22 protein-coding genes are annotated in these 21,240 nt (G+C 65.2%); 9 read left to right on the forward strand and 13 right to left on the reverse strand.

The window, feature by feature from the left end; translation table 11 throughout:
• Positions 1-76 precede the first annotated feature (76 nt).
• Together H7828_RS04445 and H7828_RS04450 are read right to left on the reverse strand one after the other, a co-directional pair.
• Positions 77-292, reverse strand: coding sequence for a hypothetical protein (locus H7828_RS04445; protein ID WP_226779802.1), 216 nt, complete (start codon positions 290-292; stop codon positions 77-79).
• A 202-nt stretch (positions 293-494) separates the two neighbouring features.
• Complete coding sequence (locus H7828_RS04450) at positions 495-1,025, reverse strand: invasion associated locus B family protein (RefSeq protein ID WP_425354932.1); 531 nt, start codon at positions 1,023-1,025, stop codon at positions 495-497.
• 177 nt (positions 1,026-1,202) lie between these two features.
• On the opposite strand from H7828_RS04450, the gene H7828_RS04455 reads away from it, so the two are divergent.
• Entirely contained in the window at positions 1,203-2,210 is a 1,008-nt protein-coding gene (locus H7828_RS04455) for an asparaginase (RefSeq protein WP_226779803.1), read from the forward strand.
• A gap of 27 nt (positions 2,211-2,237) precedes the next feature.
• On the opposite strand, the gene serB is transcribed toward H7828_RS04455, so the two are convergent.
• The 3 genes from serB to mutY all read right to left on the reverse strand — a co-directional run bounded on the left by serB (position 2,238) and on the right by mutY (position 5,419).
• Complete coding sequence (gene serB, locus H7828_RS04460) at positions 2,238-3,116, reverse strand: phosphoserine phosphatase SerB (RefSeq protein WP_226779804.1); 879 nt, start codon at positions 3,114-3,116, stop codon at positions 2,238-2,240.
• A gap of 63 nt (positions 3,117-3,179) precedes the next feature.
• Complete coding sequence (locus H7828_RS04465) at positions 3,180-4,310, reverse strand: alkane 1-monooxygenase (RefSeq protein WP_226779805.1); 1,131 nt, start codon at positions 4,308-4,310, stop codon at positions 3,180-3,182.
• Between the two features lie 53 nt (positions 4,311-4,363).
• Positions 4,364-5,419, reverse strand: coding sequence for an A/G-specific adenine glycosylase (gene mutY, locus H7828_RS04470; RefSeq protein ID WP_226779806.1), 1,056 nt, complete (start codon positions 5,417-5,419; stop codon positions 4,364-4,366).
• 84 nt (positions 5,420-5,503) lie between these two features.
• Here mutY and H7828_RS04475 point away from each other — a divergent pair, with 84 nt between their 5' ends.
• Together H7828_RS04475 and H7828_RS04480 are read left to right on the forward strand one after the other, a co-directional pair.
• Positions 5,504-6,028, forward strand: coding sequence for a DUF721 domain-containing protein (locus H7828_RS04475; protein WP_226779807.1), 525 nt, complete (start codon positions 5,504-5,506; stop codon positions 6,026-6,028).
• A 10-nt stretch (positions 6,029-6,038) separates the two neighbouring features.
• The gene (locus H7828_RS04480; protein ID WP_226779808.1) at positions 6,039-6,704 is read left to right on the forward strand and encodes a DsbA family protein; all 666 of its coding nucleotides are present in this window, start codon (positions 6,039-6,041) and stop codon (positions 6,702-6,704) included.
• 247 nt (positions 6,705-6,951) lie between these two features.
• On the opposite strand, the gene H7828_RS04485 is transcribed toward H7828_RS04480, so the two are convergent.
• The 5 genes from H7828_RS04485 to H7828_RS04505 all read right to left on the reverse strand — a co-directional run bounded on the left by H7828_RS04485 (position 6,952) and on the right by H7828_RS04505 (position 11,472).
• A complete protein-coding gene (locus tag H7828_RS04485) occupies positions 6,952-7,968 on the reverse strand; it encodes an NADP-dependent oxidoreductase (protein ID WP_226779809.1) in 1,017 nt (338 codons plus the stop codon).
• 150 nt (positions 7,969-8,118) lie between these two features.
• Positions 8,119-9,249, reverse strand: coding sequence for a site-specific DNA-methyltransferase (locus tag H7828_RS04490; protein ID WP_281070687.1), 1,131 nt, complete (start codon positions 9,247-9,249; stop codon positions 8,119-8,121).
• Between the two features lie 103 nt (positions 9,250-9,352).
• Positions 9,353-9,979: a ribonuclease HII gene (locus H7828_RS04495; RefSeq protein ID WP_226779810.1), complete on the reverse strand. Its 627-nt coding sequence runs from the start codon at positions 9,977-9,979 to the stop codon at positions 9,353-9,355.
• Positions 9,980-10,015: 36 nt separating this feature from the next.
• Entirely contained in the window at positions 10,016-10,576 is a 561-nt protein-coding gene (locus tag H7828_RS04500; RefSeq protein ID WP_226779811.1) for a ribosome-inactivating family protein, read from the reverse strand.
• 209 nt (positions 10,577-10,785) lie between these two features.
• Complete coding sequence (locus H7828_RS04505; protein WP_226779812.1) at positions 10,786-11,472, reverse strand: response regulator transcription factor; 687 nt, start codon at positions 11,470-11,472, stop codon at positions 10,786-10,788.
• A gap of 153 nt (positions 11,473-11,625) precedes the next feature.
• Between H7828_RS04505 and ribA the strand changes: the two genes are divergently transcribed.
• Complete coding sequence (ribA, locus tag H7828_RS04510) at positions 11,626-12,699, forward strand: GTP cyclohydrolase II (protein WP_226779813.1); 1,074 nt, start codon at positions 11,626-11,628, stop codon at positions 12,697-12,699.
• A 17-nt stretch (positions 12,700-12,716) separates the two neighbouring features.
• Positions 12,717-13,196, forward strand: a complete 480-nt coding sequence (locus tag H7828_RS04515) for a L,D-transpeptidase family protein (protein WP_226780359.1) — start codon at positions 12,717-12,719, stop codon at positions 13,194-13,196.
• A gap of 54 nt (positions 13,197-13,250) precedes the next feature.
• On the opposite strand, the gene H7828_RS04520 is transcribed toward H7828_RS04515, so the two are convergent.
• Together H7828_RS04520 and H7828_RS04525 are read right to left on the reverse strand one after the other, a co-directional pair.
• Positions 13,251-13,904, reverse strand: a complete 654-nt coding sequence (locus tag H7828_RS04520) for a YggS family pyridoxal phosphate-dependent enzyme (RefSeq protein ID WP_226779814.1) — start codon at positions 13,902-13,904, stop codon at positions 13,251-13,253.
• A gap of 101 nt (positions 13,905-14,005) precedes the next feature.
• The gene (locus tag H7828_RS04525; RefSeq protein ID WP_226779815.1) at positions 14,006-14,896 is read right to left on the reverse strand and encodes a porin; all 891 of its coding nucleotides are present in this window, start codon (positions 14,894-14,896) and stop codon (positions 14,006-14,008) included.
• 273 nt (positions 14,897-15,169) lie between these two features.
• Here H7828_RS04525 and H7828_RS04530 point away from each other — a divergent pair, with 273 nt between their 5' ends.
• On the forward strand, positions 15,170-15,682 hold the full coding sequence (locus H7828_RS04530; protein ID WP_425354933.1) for a DUF3576 domain-containing protein: 513 nt from the start codon (positions 15,170-15,172) through the stop codon (positions 15,680-15,682).
• A gap of 7 nt (positions 15,683-15,689) precedes the next feature.
• Here H7828_RS04530 and H7828_RS04535 read toward each other — a convergent pair whose 3' ends face one another.
• Positions 15,690-16,925: a glycosyltransferase gene (locus H7828_RS04535; RefSeq protein ID WP_226779817.1), complete on the reverse strand. Its 1,236-nt coding sequence runs from the start codon at positions 16,923-16,925 to the stop codon at positions 15,690-15,692.
• A 154-nt stretch (positions 16,926-17,079) separates the two neighbouring features.
• Here H7828_RS04535 and leuS point away from each other — a divergent pair, with 154 nt between their 5' ends.
• Genes leuS through holA form a run of 3 tightly spaced genes read left to right on the forward strand, consistent with a single transcriptional unit; the run spans position 17,080 to position 21,126 of the window.
• Positions 17,080-19,641: a leucine--tRNA ligase gene (gene leuS, locus H7828_RS04540; RefSeq protein WP_226779818.1), complete on the forward strand. Its 2,562-nt coding sequence runs from the start codon at positions 17,080-17,082 to the stop codon at positions 19,639-19,641.
• Positions 19,628-20,143, forward strand: a complete 516-nt coding sequence (lptE, locus tag H7828_RS04545) for an LPS assembly lipoprotein LptE (protein ID WP_226779819.1) — start codon at positions 19,628-19,630, stop codon at positions 20,141-20,143. Before leuS ends, lptE begins: the two co-directional genes overlap by 14 nt.
• A complete protein-coding gene (holA, locus tag H7828_RS04550) occupies positions 20,140-21,126 on the forward strand; it encodes a DNA polymerase III subunit delta (RefSeq protein ID WP_226779820.1) in 987 nt (328 codons plus the stop codon). Before lptE ends, holA begins: the two co-directional genes overlap by 4 nt.
• Positions 21,127-21,240: the final 114 nt, after the last annotated feature.

Genomic DNA, 21,240 nt, shown 5'->3' on the forward strand with positions numbered 1-21,240 from the left:
ACCTCCGGGGTTGAATGCACTGCCTATATGGGATTCGCGCGCCGATTACAAAGCATGGTGCGCGATGACGCCGCGATCAATCCTGTTGTCGCCCATAGCGGGCGGGCAGACCATCGGGCAGGTCGTCCCCTTCGCCCGCGCCGTGCCAGGCGAACCCCACCAGGAAGGCGACGATGGCCAGGAGCAGCGGAATGATCAGCGGGCCGACAAGGGAAACGGCACAGTCCGGCAGCATGCCCAGAAGGGCCAGGCCATCCGAAAGGTCGGGGACACGACAAAGCAGCGCGGTCATGGCGCCACCCCGACAGCCCCGGTTCGGCAGGGTCGTTCATGGCGGCTGGTTTCAGGGCAGACGGGGGCAGGGGTAATCTTGGAAGTCATGGGAATCCGGGTTGTTGCTCGGATGTACCGATACCGAATTTCCTGGCCTCAATATGACCGGGCCTGCCTTTGTTCCGCCATGGTCTGGCGACCCGCCCGAAGGCGGGTCAGGCTCAGTTGGCGCAGCGCTTGGATGCTTCTTCCATCGCCGCGGTAAACCCGAAGAGCGAGAAGGTATCCTCGGTCTTGGTGCCGCGCGACGAACGGGCGGTCAGCACCGCTTCGGACCCGCGTTTCAGCGCCGCGACGATCTTGGCGTCCTCGTCATCCGAGGCGGGCCAGGCCCATTCGCCATCGACGAAAAGTTCGAAGTTCGTGCCGCCCACATCCATGTTGACGGTCGAACCCGGCGCAAAGGGATAGCCGCCGGTGAACGAAACCTCACCGCGTGCGCCCGAGCCGGGACGGAAGCTGACGAACATCAGGATATCGCCGCGCCGTACGGCCACGACCCGCCCATCGCGCGAGTTCACGGTCTGCTTGGGGCTGGACACGCTCCAGCATTCCTTGGGATCGTCCTCAACGAAAACGGCCCATGCGGTTTCGACGGCAACCCGGTTGGTGGATTCGGCCTGGGCGAAGGCACCGGTCGCCCCCGCCATCATCGCCATCGTCACACTCATACGTGCGAAGAATGAATTCATGTCAATCACAGCCTCCAGCTGCCTCTGCCTCTCGGGTCGCGCGCCTGACCCGTCTTGGCAGGTCTTGAACAGCACGGTTTCCTTTTCAACTCTGCGGTGCGACTTTAACGGCAAATCCGCCCGCAATAAAACCCCCCGTGGCGGAAAATCGCTTAACCGTGAAGGGATGAAGGCAAGATGACAAAAGCGGAAACAATGGTCGAAGTCTGGCGCGGTGACCTGATCGAATCCGTGCACGCCGGGCATGGCGCGATCTGCGATGCGACGGGGCAGATCGTGCAGGCCTGGGGCGATCCGGGCGCGGTGATCTTTCCGCGATCCTCCTGCAAGATGTTGCAGGCGCTGCCGCTGGTGGAAAGCGGCGCGGCGCGGGCGGCGGGGCTGACCACGCGCCAACTGGCGCTGGCCTGCGCCTCGCATCAGGGGGCGCCGGTTCACGTTGATTCCGTGCGCGCCTGGCTGGGCGATCTGGGCATGGCCGACGGCGATCTGCGCTGCGGCACCGAGGTTTCGCGCGACACCGATCTCAAGCTCGAGATGATCCGCGCGCACGATGAACCCTGCCAGGTGCACAACAATTGCTCGGGCAAACATGCCGGCTTCCTGACCCTGACCCGGCACCTGAAGGCCGGGCCCGAATATGTCGACATTAACCATCCGGTGCAAAAGGTGGCCCGCGCAGCCTTTGAAGAGGTGACGGGCGTCGACAGCCCCGGATATGGCATCGACGGCTGTTCGGCGCCGAACTTTGCCACCACGGTGCAGGGGCTGGCCCATGCCATGGCCCGGTTCGCCGCCGCCCGCGATGGCCAGGGCGCCCGCGACTCCGCCATGGCGCAACTGCGCGAGGCGATGGCCGCCCACCCCGAACTGGTGGCGGGCGAAGGGCGGGCCTGCACCGAACTGATGCGCGCCATGGGCAATGGCGTGGCGATCAAGACCGGCGCCGAGGCCGTCTTCGTGGCCATGCTGCCCGAACGCGGGCTGGGCGTGGCGATCAAGATCGTGGATGGCGCGACGCGGGCCTCGGAATGTGCCATCGCGGCGATCCTGGTGGCGCTTGGCGTGCTCGATCCGGAACATCCGGCCACCCGGCGGCGGCTTGGCGTGCCGCTGCTGAACCGGGCGGGGCTCCAGGTGGGTGCGATCCGGCGCGCACCCGGTTTCTGCGCCGCCCCCCTCTAGGCGGCCGGGGCAGAAGGGCCAGCCGGATCAGGGCGTGACGAATTCGTCCCGCGCATAGCCCTGCAGGAACAGCAGCGCCGACAGATCGCCGTGATCGATCCGGATGGCGGCCTTGGCGGCGACGGCGGGCTTGGCGTGCAGGGCAACGCCCATGCCCGCCGCGTTGATCATCGCCAGGTCGTTCGCGCCGTCTCCGACCGCCAGAACATCGTCGGGCGTGATCCCAAGGCGGGCGGTGATGTCGTGCAGCGCGTCCAGCTTGGCCTGCTGCCCCAGGATCGGTTCGCCCACCTGCCCTGTCAGCCTGTCGCCCTGCACCACCAGGGTGTTGGCGCGGTTCTCGTCGAACCCCAGACGTTCGGCGATGCGCGCGGTGAACTGGGTAAAGCCCCCCGACACCAGCGCAGCATAGCCACCCTTCGCCTTCATGGTGGCCAGCAATTCGGCGCCACCCGGGGTCAGGGTGATGCGGGTGTTCAGCACCTCCTCGATCACCGAGATCGGCAGGTCGGCCAGCAGGCCAACCCGTTCGCGCAGGGCCGATTCGAAATCCAGCTCGCCGTTCATGGCGCGGGCGGTGATGCCGGCCACATGGGCGCCCACCCCGGCGCAATCGGCCAGTTCGTCGATGCATTCCTGCCCGATCATGGTGCTGTCCATATCCGCGATCAGCAGGGTCTTGCGCCGATTCTCCAGCGGTTGAAACGCCAGGTCCACACCCTGGGCGCGCAGGGTCGCGCCCACCTCGGCCAGGTTGTCGGGGCGGCGTTCCAGCGCGAACTCGGCCGCTTCATCCGCCGCCAGCCATTGCGCATCCCCCCCGCCCCAGGCGTTGCGCAGCGAATCCACCAGCGCAGGGTCAAGCGCGGGGCGGGCGGGATCGGTCAGCAGGGTGGCGACAAACATGGCAGGTTCCTTGGCGCAATTTCCGGCGCGTTAAAACCACGGCGCAGCCCGGTTGCAAAGCCCCTATCGCGGCAGGGGGTTCGTGGCCTTGGAATAGGGCTGCCAATCGGTGATGTCGGGATAGTGACTGCGCCGCCATTGCCGCACCCTAGGGTTCATCCGGCGCCGCCAGAGCGGCGGAATCATCGCCAGCGTCGTCATCACCGGATAGCCATGGGGAAGCTGCGGCGCCTCGGTGTCATCGTAGGTCTGCAGCAGCGGAAAGCGGCGGTCGGGCTTGTAGTGATGGTCGGAATGGCGTTGCAGGTTGATCAGCAACCAGTTGCTGGCCCGGTGCGAGGCGTTCCATGAATGGCGCGGCAGCACATGTTCGTACTTGCCCCCGCCCAGGTGTCGGCGGGTCAGGCCATAGTGTTCGACATAGTTCACCAGCTCAAGCTGCCAGATCGCCACCCCGCCCGACCAAAGCAGCAGCGCAAGACCACCCCAACCGCCCAGCAGAAGCGCCAGCACGACAAAACCCGCCTGCAATGCCCCATAGCGCCAGAACGGATTCGAACGGTGCCAGCGCGACAGGCCCTTGCGGCCCAGCATCGCCGCCTCGGCGTTCCAGGACGACCGCAGGCATTGCACCAGAACCCGGGGAAAGTAGCGGTGAAACCCTTCGTTGTAGCGCGCCGTCACCGGATCGCGCGGGGTGGCCACATAGCGGTGATGCACCAGAAGATGTTCACTGCGGAAATGCGAATAGAACACCATCGCCAGCAGCAGATCGGCCATCCACCGCTCGACCTTAGATTTCTGGTGCATCAACTCGTGGGCATAGGTGATGCCGATGGTGCCGTTGATCACGCCGATCCCGAAGAACAGCCCGATCTTTTCCCAGGCGCCCAGGTGGGCACTGTGCGAGGCGTACCAGATCAACCCGAAGGTCATGGCACATTGCAGCGGAAACCAGACCAGCGTGATCAGGCGATACCAGAACAACTGTGCGTCCGGGGTCTGTGGATCAGGGCTGGAATTGTCGAGCCCGGCGAAAACATCGATGATCGAGAACAGGAACCAGGTGCAGACCGGCACCCAAAGCACGGACCACCCCCCTTGCACCGCGCCAAAGGCCAGCACCGGCAAAAGCGCAAGCGACAGCCAGAAGGGAAGCGCGCGGGTTATTCCGGCAATGGGTTTCACGGTCATCGAAGGGCCTCTGGCCTGGGGTTTGCGCCACTATAGCCAAAGGTCTTCACCGCTCAATCATCCTCTCTGCGGCCAGACGCCGCGTCGTGCACCTTGCGCATCACCGTGGGCAGGTCCGAGGGGCGGAATTGGGCGGGCGACAGGAAGCTGCCGGTTTCGGGTCGGGCATCCTGCGCCACATCGGCGGTGCGGATTGACAGGATCAGGTGGAAATGGGTGAAGGTATGGCGCACCTCGATGCCCGGATCGCGCCAGTCGGCCGCCAGGGGGGGGCGCTCGACAGGCTCGTCCCCCCAGGGCGCACCGGGCCAGCCCAGCATCCCGCCAAGAAGCCCCCTGTCGGGCCGTCGCTCAAGCAGCAGGGCGCCATCGGCCCGCCGCGCGACATAGGCCACACCGTGGCGCACCGGCTTGGCCTGCCGGGGCAGCTTGCGGGGCAGTTGCGCGGCGATGCCCGCCGCCCGCGCCGCACAGGGCGCCATCCAGGGGCATATGCCGCAGGCCGGGGATTTCGGGGTGCAGATGGTGGCGCCCAGGTCCATCACCGCCTGGGCATGATCGCCGGGGCGGGCGCGGGGCGTCAGGCGGGCGGCATGGGCCGTCAGTTCGGGCTTGGCGGTGGGCAGGGGCGTCTGCACCGCGAAAAGCCGCGCCATCACCCGTTCGACATTGCCATCGACAACGGTTTCGGGCCGATCAAAGGCGATGGCGGAAATGGCGGCGGCCGTATAGGGGCCGATGCCCGGCAGTTTCAGAAGGGCGTCGTGGCTGTCGGGAAAACGGCCCCCCTGCCCTGCCACCACCCGCGCGCATTTCAGAAGGTTGCGCGCCCGCGCGTAATAGCCAAGACCGGCCCATTCGCCCATCACCTCGCCATCCTCGGCGGCGGCCAGATCGGTAACGGTCGGCCAGCGAGCGGTGAAGCGGTGGAAATACCCCCGCACCGCCGCCACGGTGGTTTGCTGGAGCATCACTTCGGACAGCCACACGCGGTAAGGATCGGGGCGCAGGCCCGCCGCGCGGTCGGCGGGTGACACGCGCCAGGGCATCTCGCGGGCGTGGACATCGTACCAGGCCAGAAGGGCATCGCTCAGTTCGGTTTCACGCAATCTTTATGGTCCCATTTCACCAACGGCCTTGGTATGCACCGTCACAGGCCGTAAACCTAGGGCAGTCCTGCAACCGGAACAGACATGAACCAGCCACGCCCCCCCGCCAAGCGCAAGTACGGCAAGGGTTTCCAGATGACCTCGTCACTGCTGCAGCGCCAGATCCGCACGGTCGGTGAAAAGCGCGGCTTCGCGGTGACCCGTCTGCTGACCCATTGGGCCGAGATCGCGGGCCCCGACGTGGCGGGCATCTGCCGGCCGGTGAACGTGACCTATGGGCGGAGCAATTTCGGTGCCACGCTGACCCTGCTGACCACCGGGGCACAGGCGCCGATGCTGGAGATGCAGAAAGAGAAGATCCGCGAGAAGGTGAACGCCTGCTATGGCTATGCGGCCATCGCGAAGGTGCGTATCACCCAGACAGCCCCCACCGGTTTCGCCGAGGGGCAGGCCAGTTTCACCCATCGCCCCAGGGACACCGCCCCGCCTCCGGACCCCGAAATCACCGCGACGGCCCGTGCCGCCGTCGCCCCGATCACCGACGACAGCCTGCGCGCCGCGCTCGAATCCCTCGGGCGCAACGTGCTGAACCAGAAATCCCGCAGATAAGGCCCTGTCCATGAACCGTTTCGTTCCTTCCCTTCTTGTCCTCGCCCTGGCCGCCGGTGGCGCCTGGTACTATTCGACGCTGAAGACCGATACCACCTCGATCACCTCCTTCGCGCTGGACGCCCAGGAAGCGACGGGCGAGGCCGATCTTTCGCTGGTCGAGGAAATGTCCATGGGCAACCCCGACGCCGAGGTGACGGTGATCGAATATGCCTCGTTCACCTGCCCGCACTGCAAGAACTTCCACACCGGGCCGTTGAAGGAGATCAAGGCGAACTATGTCGAGACCGACAAGATCAACTTCATCTACCGCGAGGTCTATTTCGACCGCTACGGGCTGTGGGCCGGCATGGTGGCGCGCTGTGGCGGGCCGGTGCGGTATTTTGGCCTGGCCGACCTGATCTATCAGCAGCAGGCCGAATGGACCAAGGGCGAACCGGCCCAGGTGGCCGCGAACCTGCGTCGCATCGGCAAGACCGCCGGGTTGAGCGACACGCAGCTTGACGCCTGCATGAGCGATGCCGACAAGGCCCAGGCCATGGTCGCCACCTGGGAAAAGCACGCCGAGGAAGACGAGATCACCTCGACCCCCTCTTTCGTGATCAACGGCACGAAATATTCGAACATGAGCTATGGCGAGTTCGCCAAGGTGCTGGACGAAAAACTGGGCGAATAGGCCCTTCACAACAAGGCGGAGCGCGCCAAAGGCGCGCACGCCATTCTGCGCCCTGCGGGCGGTTGCCGCCCTTTTCCCCTGTCGCGTGTACCCTCGGGCGTTGCGCCTGCTGCCCCTGCGGGAGCCTCCGGCGGGGATATTTCCAGACCAAAGATGAGGGGCCGCGCCCCACCTTCGTACGGATGACCGGCCTGGCGGGGCGGCCCGTTGCCGGGCGCGCGCCTTGATGTCGTCTGGCGGTTTCGGGTCAGGCGTCGGCCACCTTGACCAGTTGCTTGCCGAAGTTGCCACCCTCGAGCATGGCAAGGAAGGCTTCGGGCGCCTGGTCCAGCCCTTCGGCCACGGTTTCGCGGTATTTCACCCGACCGTCCGCCACCAACGGCGCGACCTCATCCAGGAATGCCTCTCGCCGGTCGGCGTGGTCCATGACGATCATGCCCTGCACCTTGAGCCGCTTGGTCAGGATCGCGCGCCACATGGCGGGCAGCGGGATCGTCTGGTCAAGGTTCTTGCCGTTGTACCAGGCGATCATCCCGATCAGGGCGATCCGCCCGCCGACCGCCATCAGCGGCAGCACCGCGGCCAGGGTCGCGCCGCCGACGTTTTCGAAATAGATGTCCACCTCGGGGGCGGCGGCCTTCAGCTGCTCGGCCAGATCCTCGGCGCGGTGATCGATGCAGGCGTCAAAGCCCAGTTCCTCGACCGCATAGGCGCATTTTTCCGCGCCGCCCGCCACGCCGATCACGCGCAGGCCCCGGGCCTTGGCCAGCTGACCGACAACCGAGCCGACGGCCCCGGTGGCGGCCGAAACCACGATGGTTTCCCCCGCCTTCGCTTCCGCGATGTCGTTCAAGCCGACCCAGGCGGTGAGGCCGGGCATCCCCAGCACGCCAAGCGCGGTCTGGATCGGCGCGCGATCCGGGTCGACGCGGCGCAGGTGGGTGGCATCGACCACGGCGCCCTCGCTCCAGCCGAAGGGGCCGATCACGATGTCGCCCTCGGCAAAGCCCTCGGCGTTCGAGGCGACGATGCGGCCCACGGCCTCGCCTTCCATCACGCCGCCCAGGGGGACCGGCGCGGCATAGGATTTTGCATCGTCCATCCGCCCGCGCATGTAGGGATCAAGCGAGAGCCACAGCACCTGAACGCGCACCTGCCCCGCCTCGGGGGCCTTCAATTCAACCGTTTCGGTGGCGAAGTCGGATGTTGCGGGCGCGCCCTTGGGGCGGGATGCCAGGGTGATGGCCTTGACGGTATCTGTCATGGGATGTCCTTTCTCGGTTCCCCTTTCACCTAGGGCGCCGCGCAAGACAAAAAAACCCCGCCGGACCCAAGGGAACGGCGGGGCAAGGTGAGTGCGCTGTGGCGTGGCCACAGGCACCGGCGGTAACTGTTGTATTCTGGTGTTTCGGGGTCAGGACATCTCGGCGCGGATCTGCTGGCGCAGCAGATCGATCGGCACGATCTTGCCGTCGCGCTTGAAGTTCCAGTAGGTCCAGCCGTTGCAGGAGGGGGCACCCTCCAGCGCCGCGCCCACCTGGTGGATCGAACCGCGCACGTCATCGGCGATCAGCGTTCCGTCGGCCCGCACCTTGGCCATCTGGCCGCGGTTGTTGGTCAGCATCTCGCCGGGGCGCAACATGCCGCGTTCCACCAGCTGGCCGAAGGGCACGCGGGGTTCGGCCCGCTTGGAGGTGGTAACGTTCAGTGCTTCCTTGTCGAACTTGCGCACCCGGCTCAGGCGCTCTTCGGCCACCTTGCGATAGGCCGCTTCGCGTTCGAGCCCGATGTATTCGCGGCCCAGCATCTTGGCCACCGCGCCGGTGGTGCCGGTGCCGAAGAACGGGTCAAGCACCACGTCGCCCGGGTTGGTGGTGCCCAGGATCACCCGGTGCAGCAGGCTTTCGGGCTTTTGCGTCGGATGGGCCTTGTCACCATCGGCATTCTTCAACCGCTCATGCCCGGTGCAGATCGGCAGCACCCAGTCGCTGCGCATCTGCACGCCTTCGTTCAACTGCTTGAGCGCCTCGTAGTTGAAGGTGTACTTGCTGGCTTCCTGCTTGGAGGCCCAGATCAGGGTTTCATGGGCATTGGTCAGCCGCTTGCCCCGGAAGTTCGGCATGGGGTTCGACTTGCGCCAGACGACATCGTTCAGAATCCAGTAGCCGGCATTCTGCATCGCCGCGCCAACCCGGAACACGTTGTGATAGCTGCCGATCACCCAGATCGCGCCGTTGGGCTTCAGCAGGCGGCGCGCCGCTTTCAGCCAGGCCTCGGTGAACCGGTCATAGGCCGCGAAGGACGAAAACTGGTCCCAGGCATCGTCCACCGCATCCACCTGCGAATTGTCGGGGCGGCAGAGATCGCCTTTCAATTGCAGGTTGTAGGGGGGATCGGCGAAAATCAGGTCGATCGAGGCTTCGGGAAGCGAATTCATCAATTCGATGCAATCGCCCGCAAGGATCTGATTCAGCGGCAGATCCGCCGGTTTCGCGCAATTCTTCTGTTGCCGCGCCGAAACGCCGCCCTGGGATTTTGTTGTCATGTCTGCCTCTGTTCCGGCGCCTTTTTCGGCGTTCCGTGTTGTTGCAGACAATGTGAGTCAAAGCCGAATCGCGGTCAATTTGTTTTTTGAATCAGTGAGTTAGTTAATTCTCTTGATACAAGATATTGTGCACAGGTTTGAACGAACGTCTATGGTGTGGGGTCACACCAAGAGATTTCAGCCCCGCGATATGCGCCGCCGTGCCATATCCGGCGTTGGTTTCCCAACCATATCCCGGATGCTGTTGCGCGAGGGCCACCATGCCCAAATCTCGCCTGATTTTGGCCACAATTGAGGCCGCCGCGATGCTGACCGAGCGCCCGTCGCCCTTGACCACAGGTTGAGCGGGGCAGGGCATGTCACGGGGCAGCATGTTGCCGTCGACCAGGGCGAAATCCGCCGGGCGTGGCAGCGCCGCCAGGGCGCGCACCATGGCAAGGTGACTGGCGCGCAGGATGTTCATGGCGTCGATCTCCTCGACCGATGCCGCGCCCAGGCCCACCTCGGCCTGCGCCACGATCAGCGCCTCAAGCCGGGTCCGGGCCTTGGCGCTCAGCTTCTTTGAATCGTTCAGGCCCGGCGGAATGCAGGCCGGGTCCAGCACCACCGCCGCGGCCACCACCGGCCCGGCCCAGGGTCCGCGCCCCACCTCATCGACCCCGGCAATGCGGGTGTGGCCAAGGGACAGGGCAGATTCTTCAAGGGAGTAATCAGGGAATGTCGGTTTCATCCCGCCCCTATAGCCGAAATGCGGCCGCGCGACAGGTCACTTGAGATAACCGATGGCCACATCCGTGCTGCCTGCCTCGGTCTTGGCCTTCCAGTTCGACATATAGGTCTTGTGATCGGCGGCGGGGCGGTATTCGGCAATGCCGGCCACGCAATCCTTCACGTTCGCCTCGACGGCGGGAAAGCGGACAGCCTCGGAAATGACGATCACCAGGAAGCCCAAGGCGATGCGCAGGGTATCGTCCGGCCCGCCGGCGAAGTTCTTCAACTCCTCCACCTTGAACTTGGCCGCCCCGTTGAACAGCGTGCTGCCCTGGTTGGTCTTCAACTGCTGATGACGGCCGGTGAAGTTGAGAGAGACGGCACCGGTCCAGGGCAAGGCATCCTCGAAGTGATACCAGGTCTCGTTGACGTGGCTCTTGAAGCCATCAAGATACAGGGTGTGGCGATCCATGCGCACGATCAGCGGCGCCTCTTCGCCCTCGTAGGCGTCGATGGTGATTTCCAGCGGCCCGGCCCGTTGCAGGGTAAGATGGGTTCGCAACAGGGCCAGCGTTTCGCTGTAGCGCGCGGCATTCAGGAACGACACGGTCATCATGGGGCGGTCCTTTCCGGTGAGCCGGAAAATTGCCCGGGCCCTATGCCCGGGCCAGTCCGACAGGAGGAGGCGATGCCCCAGCCTGCGCCCCGCCCCGCCGTTGCGCCAGTCAGGTTTCCCTGACCCCGGGCAGAAAAAAACCCGGGCACAAGGCCCGGGCAAGTCCAACAGGGAGGTTGCGTGTCATGACCCGGACACGCAGGCGGGATTCAGGCGACGAGGCGGTATCCACCGCTCTCGGTGACAAGCAAACGCGCGTTCGACGGATCCGGTTCAATTTTCTGTCGCAGCCGGTAGATATGGGTTTCCAACGTATGGGTCGTGACCCCGGCGTTGTAGCCCCAAACCTCGTGCAGCAGCACATCGCGCGCCACAACGCCATCGGTGGCGCGGTAGAGAAACTTGAGGATATTCGTCTCTTTCTCGGTCAGGCGGATCTTCTTCTCGGCCTCGTCGATCAGCATCTTCTGCGCCGGGCGGAAGGAATAGGGGCCAAGCTGAAAGACGGCATCCTCGCTTTGTTCGTGCTGGCGCAACTGGGCGCGGATGCGGGCCAGAAGCACCGGAAAGCGGAAGGGCTTGGTGACATAGTCATTCGCGCCGGCATCCAGCCCCAGGATCGCGTCGGCGTCGCTGTCGTGGCCGGTCAACATGATGGTGGGGCATTTGACGCCCTGCTTGCGCATCAGGCGGCACAATTCGCGCCCGTCGGTATCGGGAAGACCGACATCCAGGATCAGCAGGTCGAACAACCCGGCCTTGACCTTGTCCAATGCCTCCTGTCCGTTGGCGGCCTCGAACACGTCGAAATCCTCGGTCATCATCAGCTGCTCGCTCAGCGCATCGCGCAGATCGTCATCATCATCGACAAGAAGAATTTTCTTGAGACCGCTCATGGCTTTTGTCCTCCGTTACGCAATTCAGATGTGACCAAGTCACGTCCTTGGCAAGAATTGCTGCACGCCGCTCACACCTTCGTGTCCCTCGGGCGGGAAATGTTTCACATTCTGTCACAACCGCCCTAAAGATCGCAGCAGAAAGGCGCCCTCATGACCCTTGCCCCCCTTCCCGCCGAACGCCTGGCCCGTGCCCGTTCGGATCTGCGCACCGGCCTGCCCATCGTTCTGTGCGATGGCGATGCCGCGGTCCTTGTCGCCGCCCCCGAGGTTCTGGCCCCCGCCCGCTATGCGACGCTTCTTGAAATGGGCGGCGCGGTGCTGGCCATCACCCACCGGCGCGCCCAGACGCTGAAGACTCCCACCTACGATGGCGATCTGACCCGCATCGCCCTGCCCCCCACGATGGAGCTTGCCCGCCTGCGCGCCATCGTCGATCCGGCGGACGATCTGCGCAGCCCGCTGAAGGGGCCCTTCCAGCCGGTACGCGGTGGAAGCACCGCCTTGGCCCGCGCCGCGATCGCGCTGCTGAAATCGGCGCGCCTGCTGCCCGGCGCGCTTCTCGTGCCGCTGAAGGGCGACGCCCCCGATCTGACCAGGATCGACCTGGCCGATCCGGCGCTGGACCTGGTGGGCGATGCCCGGGTCTCGCCCGTCATCGCGGCCCGCCTGCCCATGGCCGCGGCCCGGGCCGGGCGGCTGCACATCTTCCACCCCGAGGATGGCGGCGAAGAACACTATGCCGTCGAGATCGGCCGCCCCGACCGCGACGCCCCGGTGCTGACCCGCCTGCACTCGGCCTGTTTCACCGGTGACGTGCTGGGGTCGCTCAAATGCGATTGCGGCCCGCAACTGAACGGTGCCCTGGCCCAGATGAACGAGGCGGGGGGCGGCTTGCTGCTCTACCTCAACCAGGAGGGGCGCGGCATCGGCCTGACCAACAAGATGCGCGCCTATTCGTTGCAGGATCAGGGGTTCGACACGGTCGAGGCCAACCACCGCCTGGGGTTCGAGGATGACGAACGCGACTTCCGCATCGGCGCGCGGATGCTCTCGGCACTTGGCGTGGGGCAGGTGCGGCTGCTGACCAACAACCCCCGCAAGGTCGACATGCTTGCCCAATGCGGCCTGACGGTGGTGGAAAGGGTGCCCCTGCACGTCGGGCAGAACCCGCTGAACGAAGCCTACCTGCGCACCAAGGCCGCCAAGTCCGGGCACATCCTGTGACGCCTTCGCCCGACGACATGGTGCTGACGCCGCGCGGCCTGCGCTTTCGCGGGCGCCTTCTGCCCTGCAGCATCGGGCGCGGTGGCATCCGCACCGACAAGCGCGAAGGCGACGGCGCGACCCCCGCGGGGCTGCACCGCATCACCGGATTGCTCTACCGCCCCGACCGCATCGCGCCCCCCGCCCCCTGGGCGCTGCCGATCCGGCCCGGCGATCTCTGGTCCGACGCCCCCGATGCCCCCGACTACAACACGCTGGTGCGCGCGCCCTATCACCACAGCCACGAGGCGCTGCGCCGCGCCGACAGGCTCTACGATCTCATCCTGCTGACCGACTGGAACTGGCCCAGGGCCAGGCCCGGGCGCGGCTCGGCCATCTTTCTGCACCGCTGGCGCAAGCCCGGGCATCCGACCGAAGGCTGCATCGCCATGGCGCCACCGCTCCTGCGCTGGCTTGCCGCGACGGCTCTACCGGGGACAAGGCTTGTCGTTCGCTGATTCTTTCTTGCTGAAAAATACTCACTGCACAGCAGTGGCCGGGCGCGCGGCGCGTCAGCCCGGCACGCGTTCGCCGAAAATGGCCGAGCCGACCCGCACATGGGTGGCCCCGAAGGAAATGGCCTTCTCGAAATCCCCCGACATTCCCATCGACAGCCCTTCCAACCCGTTGCGGGCCGCCATCTTTGCCAGAAGCGCGAAATGCAGGCTTGCCTCTTCCTCGACCGGCGGAATGCACATCAGGCCCACCAGCGGCAGGTCCATCCCGCGGCATTCGGCCACGAAAGCGTCGAGGTCCGCGGGCAGAACCCCGGCCTTCTGAGGCTCTTCCCCCGTGTTGACCTGGATGAAAAGATCGGGACAGGCGCCGGTTTCCTGTGCCAGGCGGGCAAAGGCCTTGGCCAGTTTGGGGCGGTCCAGCGAATGGATCACCTGAAACAGCTCCATCGCCTGACGTGCCTTGTTGCTTTGCAGGGGGCCCAGAAGATGCAGGGAGCAGGCGCCATGGGTGTCCTGCAACCCGGGCCATTTTCCGGCGGCCTCCTGAACACGGTTTTCCCCGAAGACGCGGTGCCCTTCCTGCAGAACGGCCTCGACCCGCTCCAGCGGCTGCACCTTGCTGACGGCGATCAGTTCGGTGGTGCCGGGGCTGCGTCCGGCTTCGGTTTCGGCGGCGCGGATGCGGGCGGTGATCTCGGCAAGGCTCATGCGGCGGCTCCTTCTCTTTGACCCAGATAGGCCACAGTGCCGCACAAAAGAAAAGAGCGGGCACAGGGCCCGCTCTTTCCGTCAAACAATTCCGTAAGGAATTAGAAGGACATCGAGATACCGAAGTCGAAACCGTCGACGTCGGCGGTGTCGTTCTTCACGTAGCCGCCTTTCAGAGCAGCACCGCCACCCAGGTCGTAGGAAGCGCCCAGACCGTAGGCTTTCACGCCGCCCAGGTCTTCGTCGTCAGCGTAGAACGCGGTCGCGGTGGTGGCACCGAAGACGTAGTCCAGCGAGATCGAGTACTGGTCGCCATCGGTGGCGCCGAAGTCAGCGTGACCGTAGATCGCCTTGACAGTCGCGTCACCGAAGGAAGCGGTACCGCCAACGATGATGTGGTCAACGCCAGCTTCGTTGTCTTCGTAACCCAGAGCAACGGTGTAGTCACCCCAAGCGTACTTCACACCAACGGCATAGGCGTCGAAAGTGTCGTCGCCGGGAGCAGCGGTGTCCTGGTCGGTGTCGGGCTGAGCAGCCGACGCGTAGAAGGTCAGACCACCGGTGTTGTACTCGTACAGAGCGCCGGTCTTGTCCATGTTGCCGCCCGAAGCAGCGTAGCTCATTTCGTTCAGGTCGCCCAGGCCGGTGAGGCCAACGCCCGAAACGTGGCCGACAGCAGCTTTCGCAGCACCGTCAACGTCACCCATCGACAGCTTGCCGAAGGCGCCCGAGATGAAGACCGTACCAGCGGTCATGTTCTCGTTGCCGTTGCCCGAAGCGGCGTTGTCGGCGCGGATGCTACCACCGAACGACAGGCCACCATCGGTTTCGCCCGAAGCGGCGAACGAGATGCGGATACGGCTGGTGAAGGCCAGATCATCGTCGAAGTTGTCGATGATACCCATGCGGCCGTCGCCACCAACGGTCACTTCGGCGGCAGCGAAGCCGGCCGACATGATCAGCGCGGTCGAGGCCAGGAGAATTTTTTTCATTTCGATTTCCCTCGTATTTCTCAAAAGGTTTATCTCAATCCAGGAAATCCGAAGTGAGACATGAGCCTAATTCGCTCGCACCGCCCCTGATTGCAAGCGGCCGCTTCGACGCTCCTGCAAACCGGCTTCAGATGGTGCAGCTTTGCCACAGTGATTTGCCCCCTGCCCGCCACTCCCCCTTATAGGGTGCGGCAGGGGGCATTTCCTCAAAAATCCTTGTGACACCCCAACCGCTCGGCTACACACGGGAAAAACAAGGGGTGAGGGCACCTTATGCACATGCGCGGTATCACGAAGACGGGTCTTTCTCTGGCGCTGGTCCTGGGCCTTGCGGCCTGTGGCGGCACCGGCGGCTTTTTCCGCAACAACCCCGACAAGGAAAGCGAAGCCGACAAGATCACCCGTGAGTACCGCGAGCGCGAGCTGCAGCAGAAGCCGAACGAATCGACCCTGCTGGATCTCTTCACCAATGCCGACGATCCGAACACCACCATCGAGGTGAACAAGTACATCTGGAACGCCGCGCAGGAAGTGCTGAACTTCATGCCCATCGAGGCGGCCGATCCCTTCTCGGGCGTTCTGGTCTATGGCTATGGCACCCCGCCGGGCGGCGGACGGTCCTATCGTGCCACCGTCTATGTGCAGGATCCCGCGCTGGATGCCCGGTCGCTGAACGTGGCGCTGCAAACCCGTGGCGGCCCGGCCAGCGTGGACACCGTGCGCGCCATCGAAGATGCCATCCTGACCCGCGCCCGCCAGTTGCGCATCCGCGACGGCAAGCTTTGACGCCGGCCTAACCCGCCGCCAGGTCTGCCACCCACTGAAACTGGCGCGGCAGGCACACCGACTTCAGATCATAGCGTTCCAGCACACGCGCCCTTGCGGCGCGCCCCAGACGGGCGCGCAGGTCGGGGTCGCCGCACAGGCGGTCGATCTGATCGACCATGGCGCGCGAATCGAAGAAATCGAACAGCACGCCGGTTTCGCCATCGGTGATCACCTCTTCCACGGGCTGGGTCGCGCTGGCCACGATCGCCGCCTCGCACGACATGGCCTCCATCAGGCTCCAGCTCAGCACGAAGGGATAGGTCAGGTAGAGGTGGACGGTCGAAACCTGTAGCAGCGACAGGAAATCCCCGTAGGGCAGCTTGCCGACGAAATGCACCCGCGCCCAATCGGCATCGGGAATCGCCCCGCGCACCTCGGCCGTCATCTTCTCCTTCCAGGTGCCGCCCTCCTTGGGCGCCGTGCCATAGCTGACGCTGTCGCCGCCCACCACGATCACCCGCGCCTGGGGACGGCGGCGCAGCAGGTCGCCCAGCCCGCGCATGAAGACGTGAAACCCCCGGTAGGGTTCGAGATTGCGGTTCACGAAGGTGATCACCTCGTCATCGCGGCTCAGGGTCAGGCCATCCAGCGTCACCTGCGCCGCCGGGTCGGGGCTGGCCTGGGCGGTGTCGATTCCGTCGTGCACCACGGTGATCTTCTGGCGCAGGGCGGGCGGATGGGTGCTGGCCTGCCATTCGGTCGGGCAAAGCGCCGCCTGCGCCTGTTCCAGTTGCAACCGCATCGACAGGTTGCGCATCCGCATCCGCGCGCCTTCGCCAAAGGCGTCCTTCAGCGCGAACTCGGGGTCGAACCCGATATCGGCACCCTCGGCCTGGTAATGGAATTCGCTGAACACCCCCAGTTTCGCCCCGGGCCAGACATCATGCACGAACAGCGCCTCGCCCCAGCCGGAATGGGCGATCACCACATCCGGCACATAGCCCCGCGCGGCAAGCTGGTCGGCCACGCGGTAAACCGCGGTTCCACGATGCACCGCACCGTTCAGGTTGGTCAGCCAGGGGTGGTGGGCCTGTCCTGTCGGATCGCTCCAGCGATAGGGGATGATCTGCACGCCGTTCCAGGTCTGCTGCTTGTCGACCCGGCAGGTCAGGGCAACCACATGATGCCCCGCCGCCACCAGCGCCGGCGCCAGGTGCTTGAACTGTCCGGGAAAGTTCTGGTGCAGGAACAGGATCTTCATGGGCCCTCCGTCGTGCCTTCGCATCTTGCAGCAAGGCTATACAGCAATCGCCCCGAAGATCACCGCCCAAATCCGCCCGCCATCCCCACTGGACCAATCGCATCCTGCGCCATATCAAGCGTGCGTTGCAGTCCCGTGAACAGAGGCCCGAACCATGTCCCGTTATTCCGCCGCCGAGATCGAACCCAAATGGCAACAGGCCTGGGAAACCGCTGGCACCTTCACGGCGCAGAGGGATGACGCCAAGCCGAAGTACTATGTGCTCGAGATGTTTCCCTATCCCTCGGGCAACCTGCACATCGGCCATGTGCGCAACTACACCATGGGCGACGTGGTGGCGCGTTACAAACTGTCGACCGGTCACGCGCTGCTGCATCCCATGGGCTGGGACGCCTTCGGCCTGCCCGCCGAAAACGCCGCCATGGAAAAGAAGATCCACCCCGGCGCCTGGACCTACAAGAACATCGACAACATGAAATCGCAGTTCTCGCGCCTTGGCCTGTCGCTGGACTGGAGCCGCGAATTCGCCACCTGCGACCCCGAATATTACGGACAGCAACAGTCCATGTTCATCGACTTCATGGAAAAGGGGCTGGTCTATCGCAAGAACGCGGTGGTGAACTGGGACCCGGTGGACATGACCGTGCTGGCCAACGAACAGGTCGAGGACGGCAAGGGCTGGCGATCCGGTGCGACGGTGGAACGGCGCGAGCTGACCCAGTGGTTCTTCAGGATTTCCGACTACTCCGAGGAGTTGCTGGGCGCGCTCGACCGGCTTGAAAACTGGCCCGACAAGGTGCGCCTGATGCAACGCAACTGGATCGGCAAGTCGCGCGGATTGCAGTTTGCCTTCGGGCTGATCGACGGCCCCACCGGCCACGACCGGATCGAGGTTTATACCACCCGCCCCGACACGATGCTGGGCGCCTCCTTTGTCGGCATCTCGCCCGACCATCCACTGGCCAGGGCGCTGGAGAAGGACAACGCCGACCTGGCCGCCTTCAACGCCGAATGCCGCAAGATGGGCACCGCCGAGGAAGAGATGGAAAAGGCCGAGAAGAAGGGCTTCGACACCGGCCTGCGCGTGCGCCATCCCTTTGATACGGCTTGGGAACTGCCGGTCTATGTCGCCAACTTCATCCTGATGGATTACGGCACCGGCGCGATCTTCGGCTGCCCCGCCCATGATGCCCGCGACCTGGAATTCGCCCGCAAGTACGATCTGCCGGTGGTCTCCACCTATGCCCCCGCCAATGACGACGGCACCGCCCTGCCCGAGGATGGCGGCGAGGCCTATGTCCCCCCCAAGACCGAGCCGGTGATCTATGTCCGCGGCTTCGCGGGCGAGACGGAACAGACCGGAGAAGCCGCCATCGATGCTGCCATCGCCTTCTGCGAAGCCAACGGCGTGGGCCATGGCGTGACCAAGTTCCGGTTGCGTGACTGGGGGCTGTCGCGTCAGCGCTACTGGGGCTGCCCGATTCCGGTGATCCACTGCGACACCTGCGGCGTGGTGCCCGAGAAGAAGGAAAACCTGCCCGTCAAGCTGCCCGAGGATGTCACCTTCGACCGCCCGGGCAACCCGCTGAACTGGCACCCGACATGGCGCGATGTGCCCTGCCCCTCCTGCGGCAAGCCCGCCCAGCGTGAAACCGACACCATGGATACCTTCGTGGATTCGTCCTGGTATTACGCGCGCTTCACCTCGCCCGGTGCCGCAACGCCCACGGTGGCCGACGATGCCGCCTACTGGATGAACGTCGATCAGTATATCGGCGGGGTGGAACACGCGATCCTGCACCTGCTCTATTCCCGCTTCTTCGCCCGGGCCATGCATGCCTGCGGCCACCTGCCGGAGTCGGCGGTCGAGCCCTTCGACGCGCTGTTCACCCAGGGCATGGTGACCCACGAAATCTACCTGACCCGCGACGAGAACGGCCGCCCGGTCTATCACCTGCCCCAGGATGTGACTGACGGCAAACTGGCCGACGGTACGGCGGTTGAAATCATCCCCAGCGCCAAGATGTCGAAGTCGAAGAAGAACGTCGTCGATCCCGTCACCATCATCGAACAATACGGCGCCGATACCGCGCGGTGGTTCGTGCTGTCCGATTCGCCCCCCGAGCGCGACGTGGAGTGGACGGCCAGCGGCGCCGAGGCCGCATCCAAACACCTGGCCCGCGTCTGGCGCATCTGCACCGAGGCCGCCGAGGCCCCCGAAGAGGGACCGAAAGGGACCGATGAGGCGCTGCTGCGCGAAACGCACAAGGCGATTCACGACGTGACCATGGGGATCGAAAGCTTCGGCTTCAACACCTCGGTCGCCCGTCTCTATGCCTTCACCAACACCCTGCAGAAATCCCAGGCGGGCCGCGCCGCCCGGATCGCCGCGGCGAAAACCCTCGCACAGCTCATGTCCCCGATGACGCCGCACCTGGCCGAGGAAATCTGGGCGCACCTGGGCGGCAGTGGCCTGATCGCCAATGCCCCCTGGCCGAAGGCCGATCAATCGATGCTGGTGGATGACGAAATCACCCTGCCGATCCAGGTCAACGGCAAGCGGCGCGCCGAAATCACCGTCCCCCGCGACATGCCCAAGGACGAGATTGAAAAACTGGTCCTGGCAAGCGATGCTGTGAAACGGGCCACGGCCGATGGGGCCGAGGTTCGCAAACTGATCGTCGTGCCGGGCCGGATCGTCAATGTCGTACTCTAGACGCAGCCTTCTTGCGGTGCTTGCCGCCCTGCCCGCCTGCGGGTTCACCCCGGCCTATGGCCCGGGGGGCGCCGCCACGGGCCTGCGCGGCGCGATCGCCATCGACGAACCCAGCGACGAGGAAGGTTATTACCTGGTGCGCCGCCTGGAAGAACGCCTGGGCACGGGTGCGGCCGCCGAATACCGTCTCTCGGCCAGCCTTGCCATCCGGCAGGACGGGCTGGGAATCACCCCGGACCAGGAAATCACACGCTACCGCATCCGGGGCGAACTCACCTGGGCGCTGCGCCACATCGCCCGCGATGAGGTGGTTGCCGATGGCCGGACAAGCAACTTCACCGCCTATTCCGCCCCGGTCTTCGACGACACCCGCGGTTCGGTCGCCGGCAATACCGTGTCGGTCATCACCGCCGAGCGGGACGCGCGCGAACGGCTTATGACGATCCTGGCCGACCAGTTGGTCAGCCGCCTGATCGCCACCGCGCCCGACTGGCGCCGATGATCCTGACTGGCGCAAAGGCCCAGAGCTATCTGGCCAGGCCCGATCCGGCCCGCCCGGCCCTTCTGATCTTTGGCGCCGATCCCATGCGCGTGGCGCTGAAGCGCCAGCAGGCCGTCACCGCCCTCATCGGGCCGAAGGGCGACAGCGAAATGCGCCTTGCCCGCCTGCCCGCCGGTGATCTGCGCGGCGAACCGGCGCTGCTGATCGACGCGATGAAGGCGCAGGGCTTCTTTCCCGGCCCGCGCGTCGCCCTGGTGGAAGAGGCGAATCATTTCACCGGCGATCCGCTGCAGAAGGCGCTTTCGGACTGGCGCGAGGGCGACGCGGTCATCGTCGTCACGGCGGGCGATCTGAAAAAGACCAACCCGGTCCGCAAGCTGTTCGAAAAGCACCCCGCCGCCGTCTGCGTGGCGATCTACGACAATCCGCCCACCGCCCAGGAGATCGAAAGCGATCTGGCCAATGCCGGCCTGAAACAGATCGACCCCGAAGCACGGCAGGCCCTGTCGGCCCTGGCGCAAACCATCGGCCCCGGCGATTTTCGCCAGACGCTGGAAAAGATCGCGCTTTACAAGCGGGGCGATGCCGCACCGCTGAGCCTGGCCGATGTCACCGCCTGCGCCCCCGCCTCGACCGAGGCGCAGCTTGACGACATGCTAGATATCGTCGCCACCGGCCAATCCGGGCGCATCGGCCCGATGATGGCCCGGCTGCAAAGCCAGGGCGTGAACGCCGTCACCCTGTGCATCGGCACCCTGCGCCATTTCCGCAACCTGCACAGCATCGCGGTGGGGGGGCGCGTCTTTCACCCCCGCGCCCAGGCGCTTCAGGGGCAGGCCCGCGCCTGGGGTGTCAACCGGCTGGAACAGGCGCTGAAACTTCTCACCGACACCGATCTTGCCCTGCGCTCGTCCGCCAAGGCACCGCAGATGGCAGTGATCGAACGGGCGCTGATCCGGCTGGCCATGATGGGCAAACGCTGATCCCGGCCAGGGGCGGCCAACCCGCATCAGTCCGCAAAAAACGAATCGGCCCGCCGGGAAACCAGCGGGCCGATGCCGTTTCACGCAGATGCCGGGGGGCCATGCCCCCCACAC

The organism is Oceaniglobus trochenteri (genome assembly GCF_020529025.1).
GTDB lineage: Bacteria > Pseudomonadota > Alphaproteobacteria > Rhodobacterales > Rhodobacteraceae > Oceaniglobus > Oceaniglobus trochenteri.

Coding starts and splice junctions, on each gene's coding strand:
- H7828_RS04520 (WP_226779814.1), bottom strand. CDS start 13,904: ATGAGCCTTGCCGAGATCACCGCCCGCATCCGCGCCGCCGAAACCGAA.
- ribA (WP_226779813.1), top strand. CDS start 11,626: ATGACCCTTGCCCCCCTTCCCGCCGAACGCCTGGCCCGTGCCCGTTCG.
- leuS (WP_226779818.1), top strand. CDS start 17,080: ATGTCCCGTTATTCCGCCGCCGAGATCGAACCCAAATGGCAACAGGCC.
- lptE (WP_226779819.1), top strand. CDS start 19,628: ATGTCGTACTCTAGACGCAGCCTTCTTGCGGTGCTTGCCGCCCTGCCC.
- H7828_RS04525 (WP_226779815.1), bottom strand. CDS start 14,896: ATGAAAAAAATTCTCCTGGCCTCGACCGCGCTGATCATGTCGGCCGGC.
- H7828_RS04480 (WP_226779808.1), top strand. CDS start 6,039: ATGAACCGTTTCGTTCCTTCCCTTCTTGTCCTCGCCCTGGCCGCCGGT.
- holA (WP_226779820.1), top strand. CDS start 20,140: ATGATCCTGACTGGCGCAAAGGCCCAGAGCTATCTGGCCAGGCCCGAT.
- H7828_RS04495 (WP_226779810.1), bottom strand. CDS start 9,979: ATGAAACCGACATTCCCTGATTACTCCCTTGAAGAATCTGCCCTGTCC.
- H7828_RS04450 (WP_425354932.1), bottom strand. CDS start 1,025: ATGAATTCATTCTTCGCACGTATGAGTGTGACGATGGCGATGATGGCG.
- H7828_RS04445 (WP_226779802.1), bottom strand. CDS start 292: ATGACCGCGCTGCTTTGTCGTGTCCCCGACCTTTCGGATGGCCTGGCC.
- H7828_RS04490 (WP_281070687.1), bottom strand. CDS start 9,249: ATGACAACAAAATCCCAGGGCGGCGTTTCGGCGCGGCAACAGAAGAAT.
- H7828_RS04465 (WP_226779805.1), bottom strand. CDS start 4,310: ATGACCGTGAAACCCATTGCCGGAATAACCCGCGCGCTTCCCTTCTGG.
- H7828_RS04515 (WP_226780359.1), top strand. CDS start 12,717: ATGGTGCTGACGCCGCGCGGCCTGCGCTTTCGCGGGCGCCTTCTGCCC.
- H7828_RS04475 (WP_226779807.1), top strand. CDS start 5,504: ATGAACCAGCCACGCCCCCCCGCCAAGCGCAAGTACGGCAAGGGTTTC.
- H7828_RS04530 (WP_425354933.1), top strand. CDS start 15,170: ATGCACATGCGCGGTATCACGAAGACGGGTCTTTCTCTGGCGCTGGTC.
- H7828_RS04485 (WP_226779809.1), bottom strand. CDS start 7,968: ATGACAGATACCGTCAAGGCCATCACCCTGGCATCCCGCCCCAAGGGC.
- H7828_RS04500 (WP_226779811.1), bottom strand. CDS start 10,576: ATGATGACCGTGTCGTTCCTGAATGCCGCGCGCTACAGCGAAACGCTG.
- H7828_RS04505 (WP_226779812.1), bottom strand. CDS start 11,472: ATGAGCGGTCTCAAGAAAATTCTTCTTGTCGATGATGATGACGATCTG.
- H7828_RS04455 (WP_226779803.1), top strand. CDS start 1,203: ATGACAAAAGCGGAAACAATGGTCGAAGTCTGGCGCGGTGACCTGATC.
- serB (WP_226779804.1), bottom strand. CDS start 3,116: ATGTTTGTCGCCACCCTGCTGACCGATCCCGCCCGCCCCGCGCTTGAC.
- H7828_RS04535 (WP_226779817.1), bottom strand. CDS start 16,925: ATGAAGATCCTGTTCCTGCACCAGAACTTTCCCGGACAGTTCAAGCAC.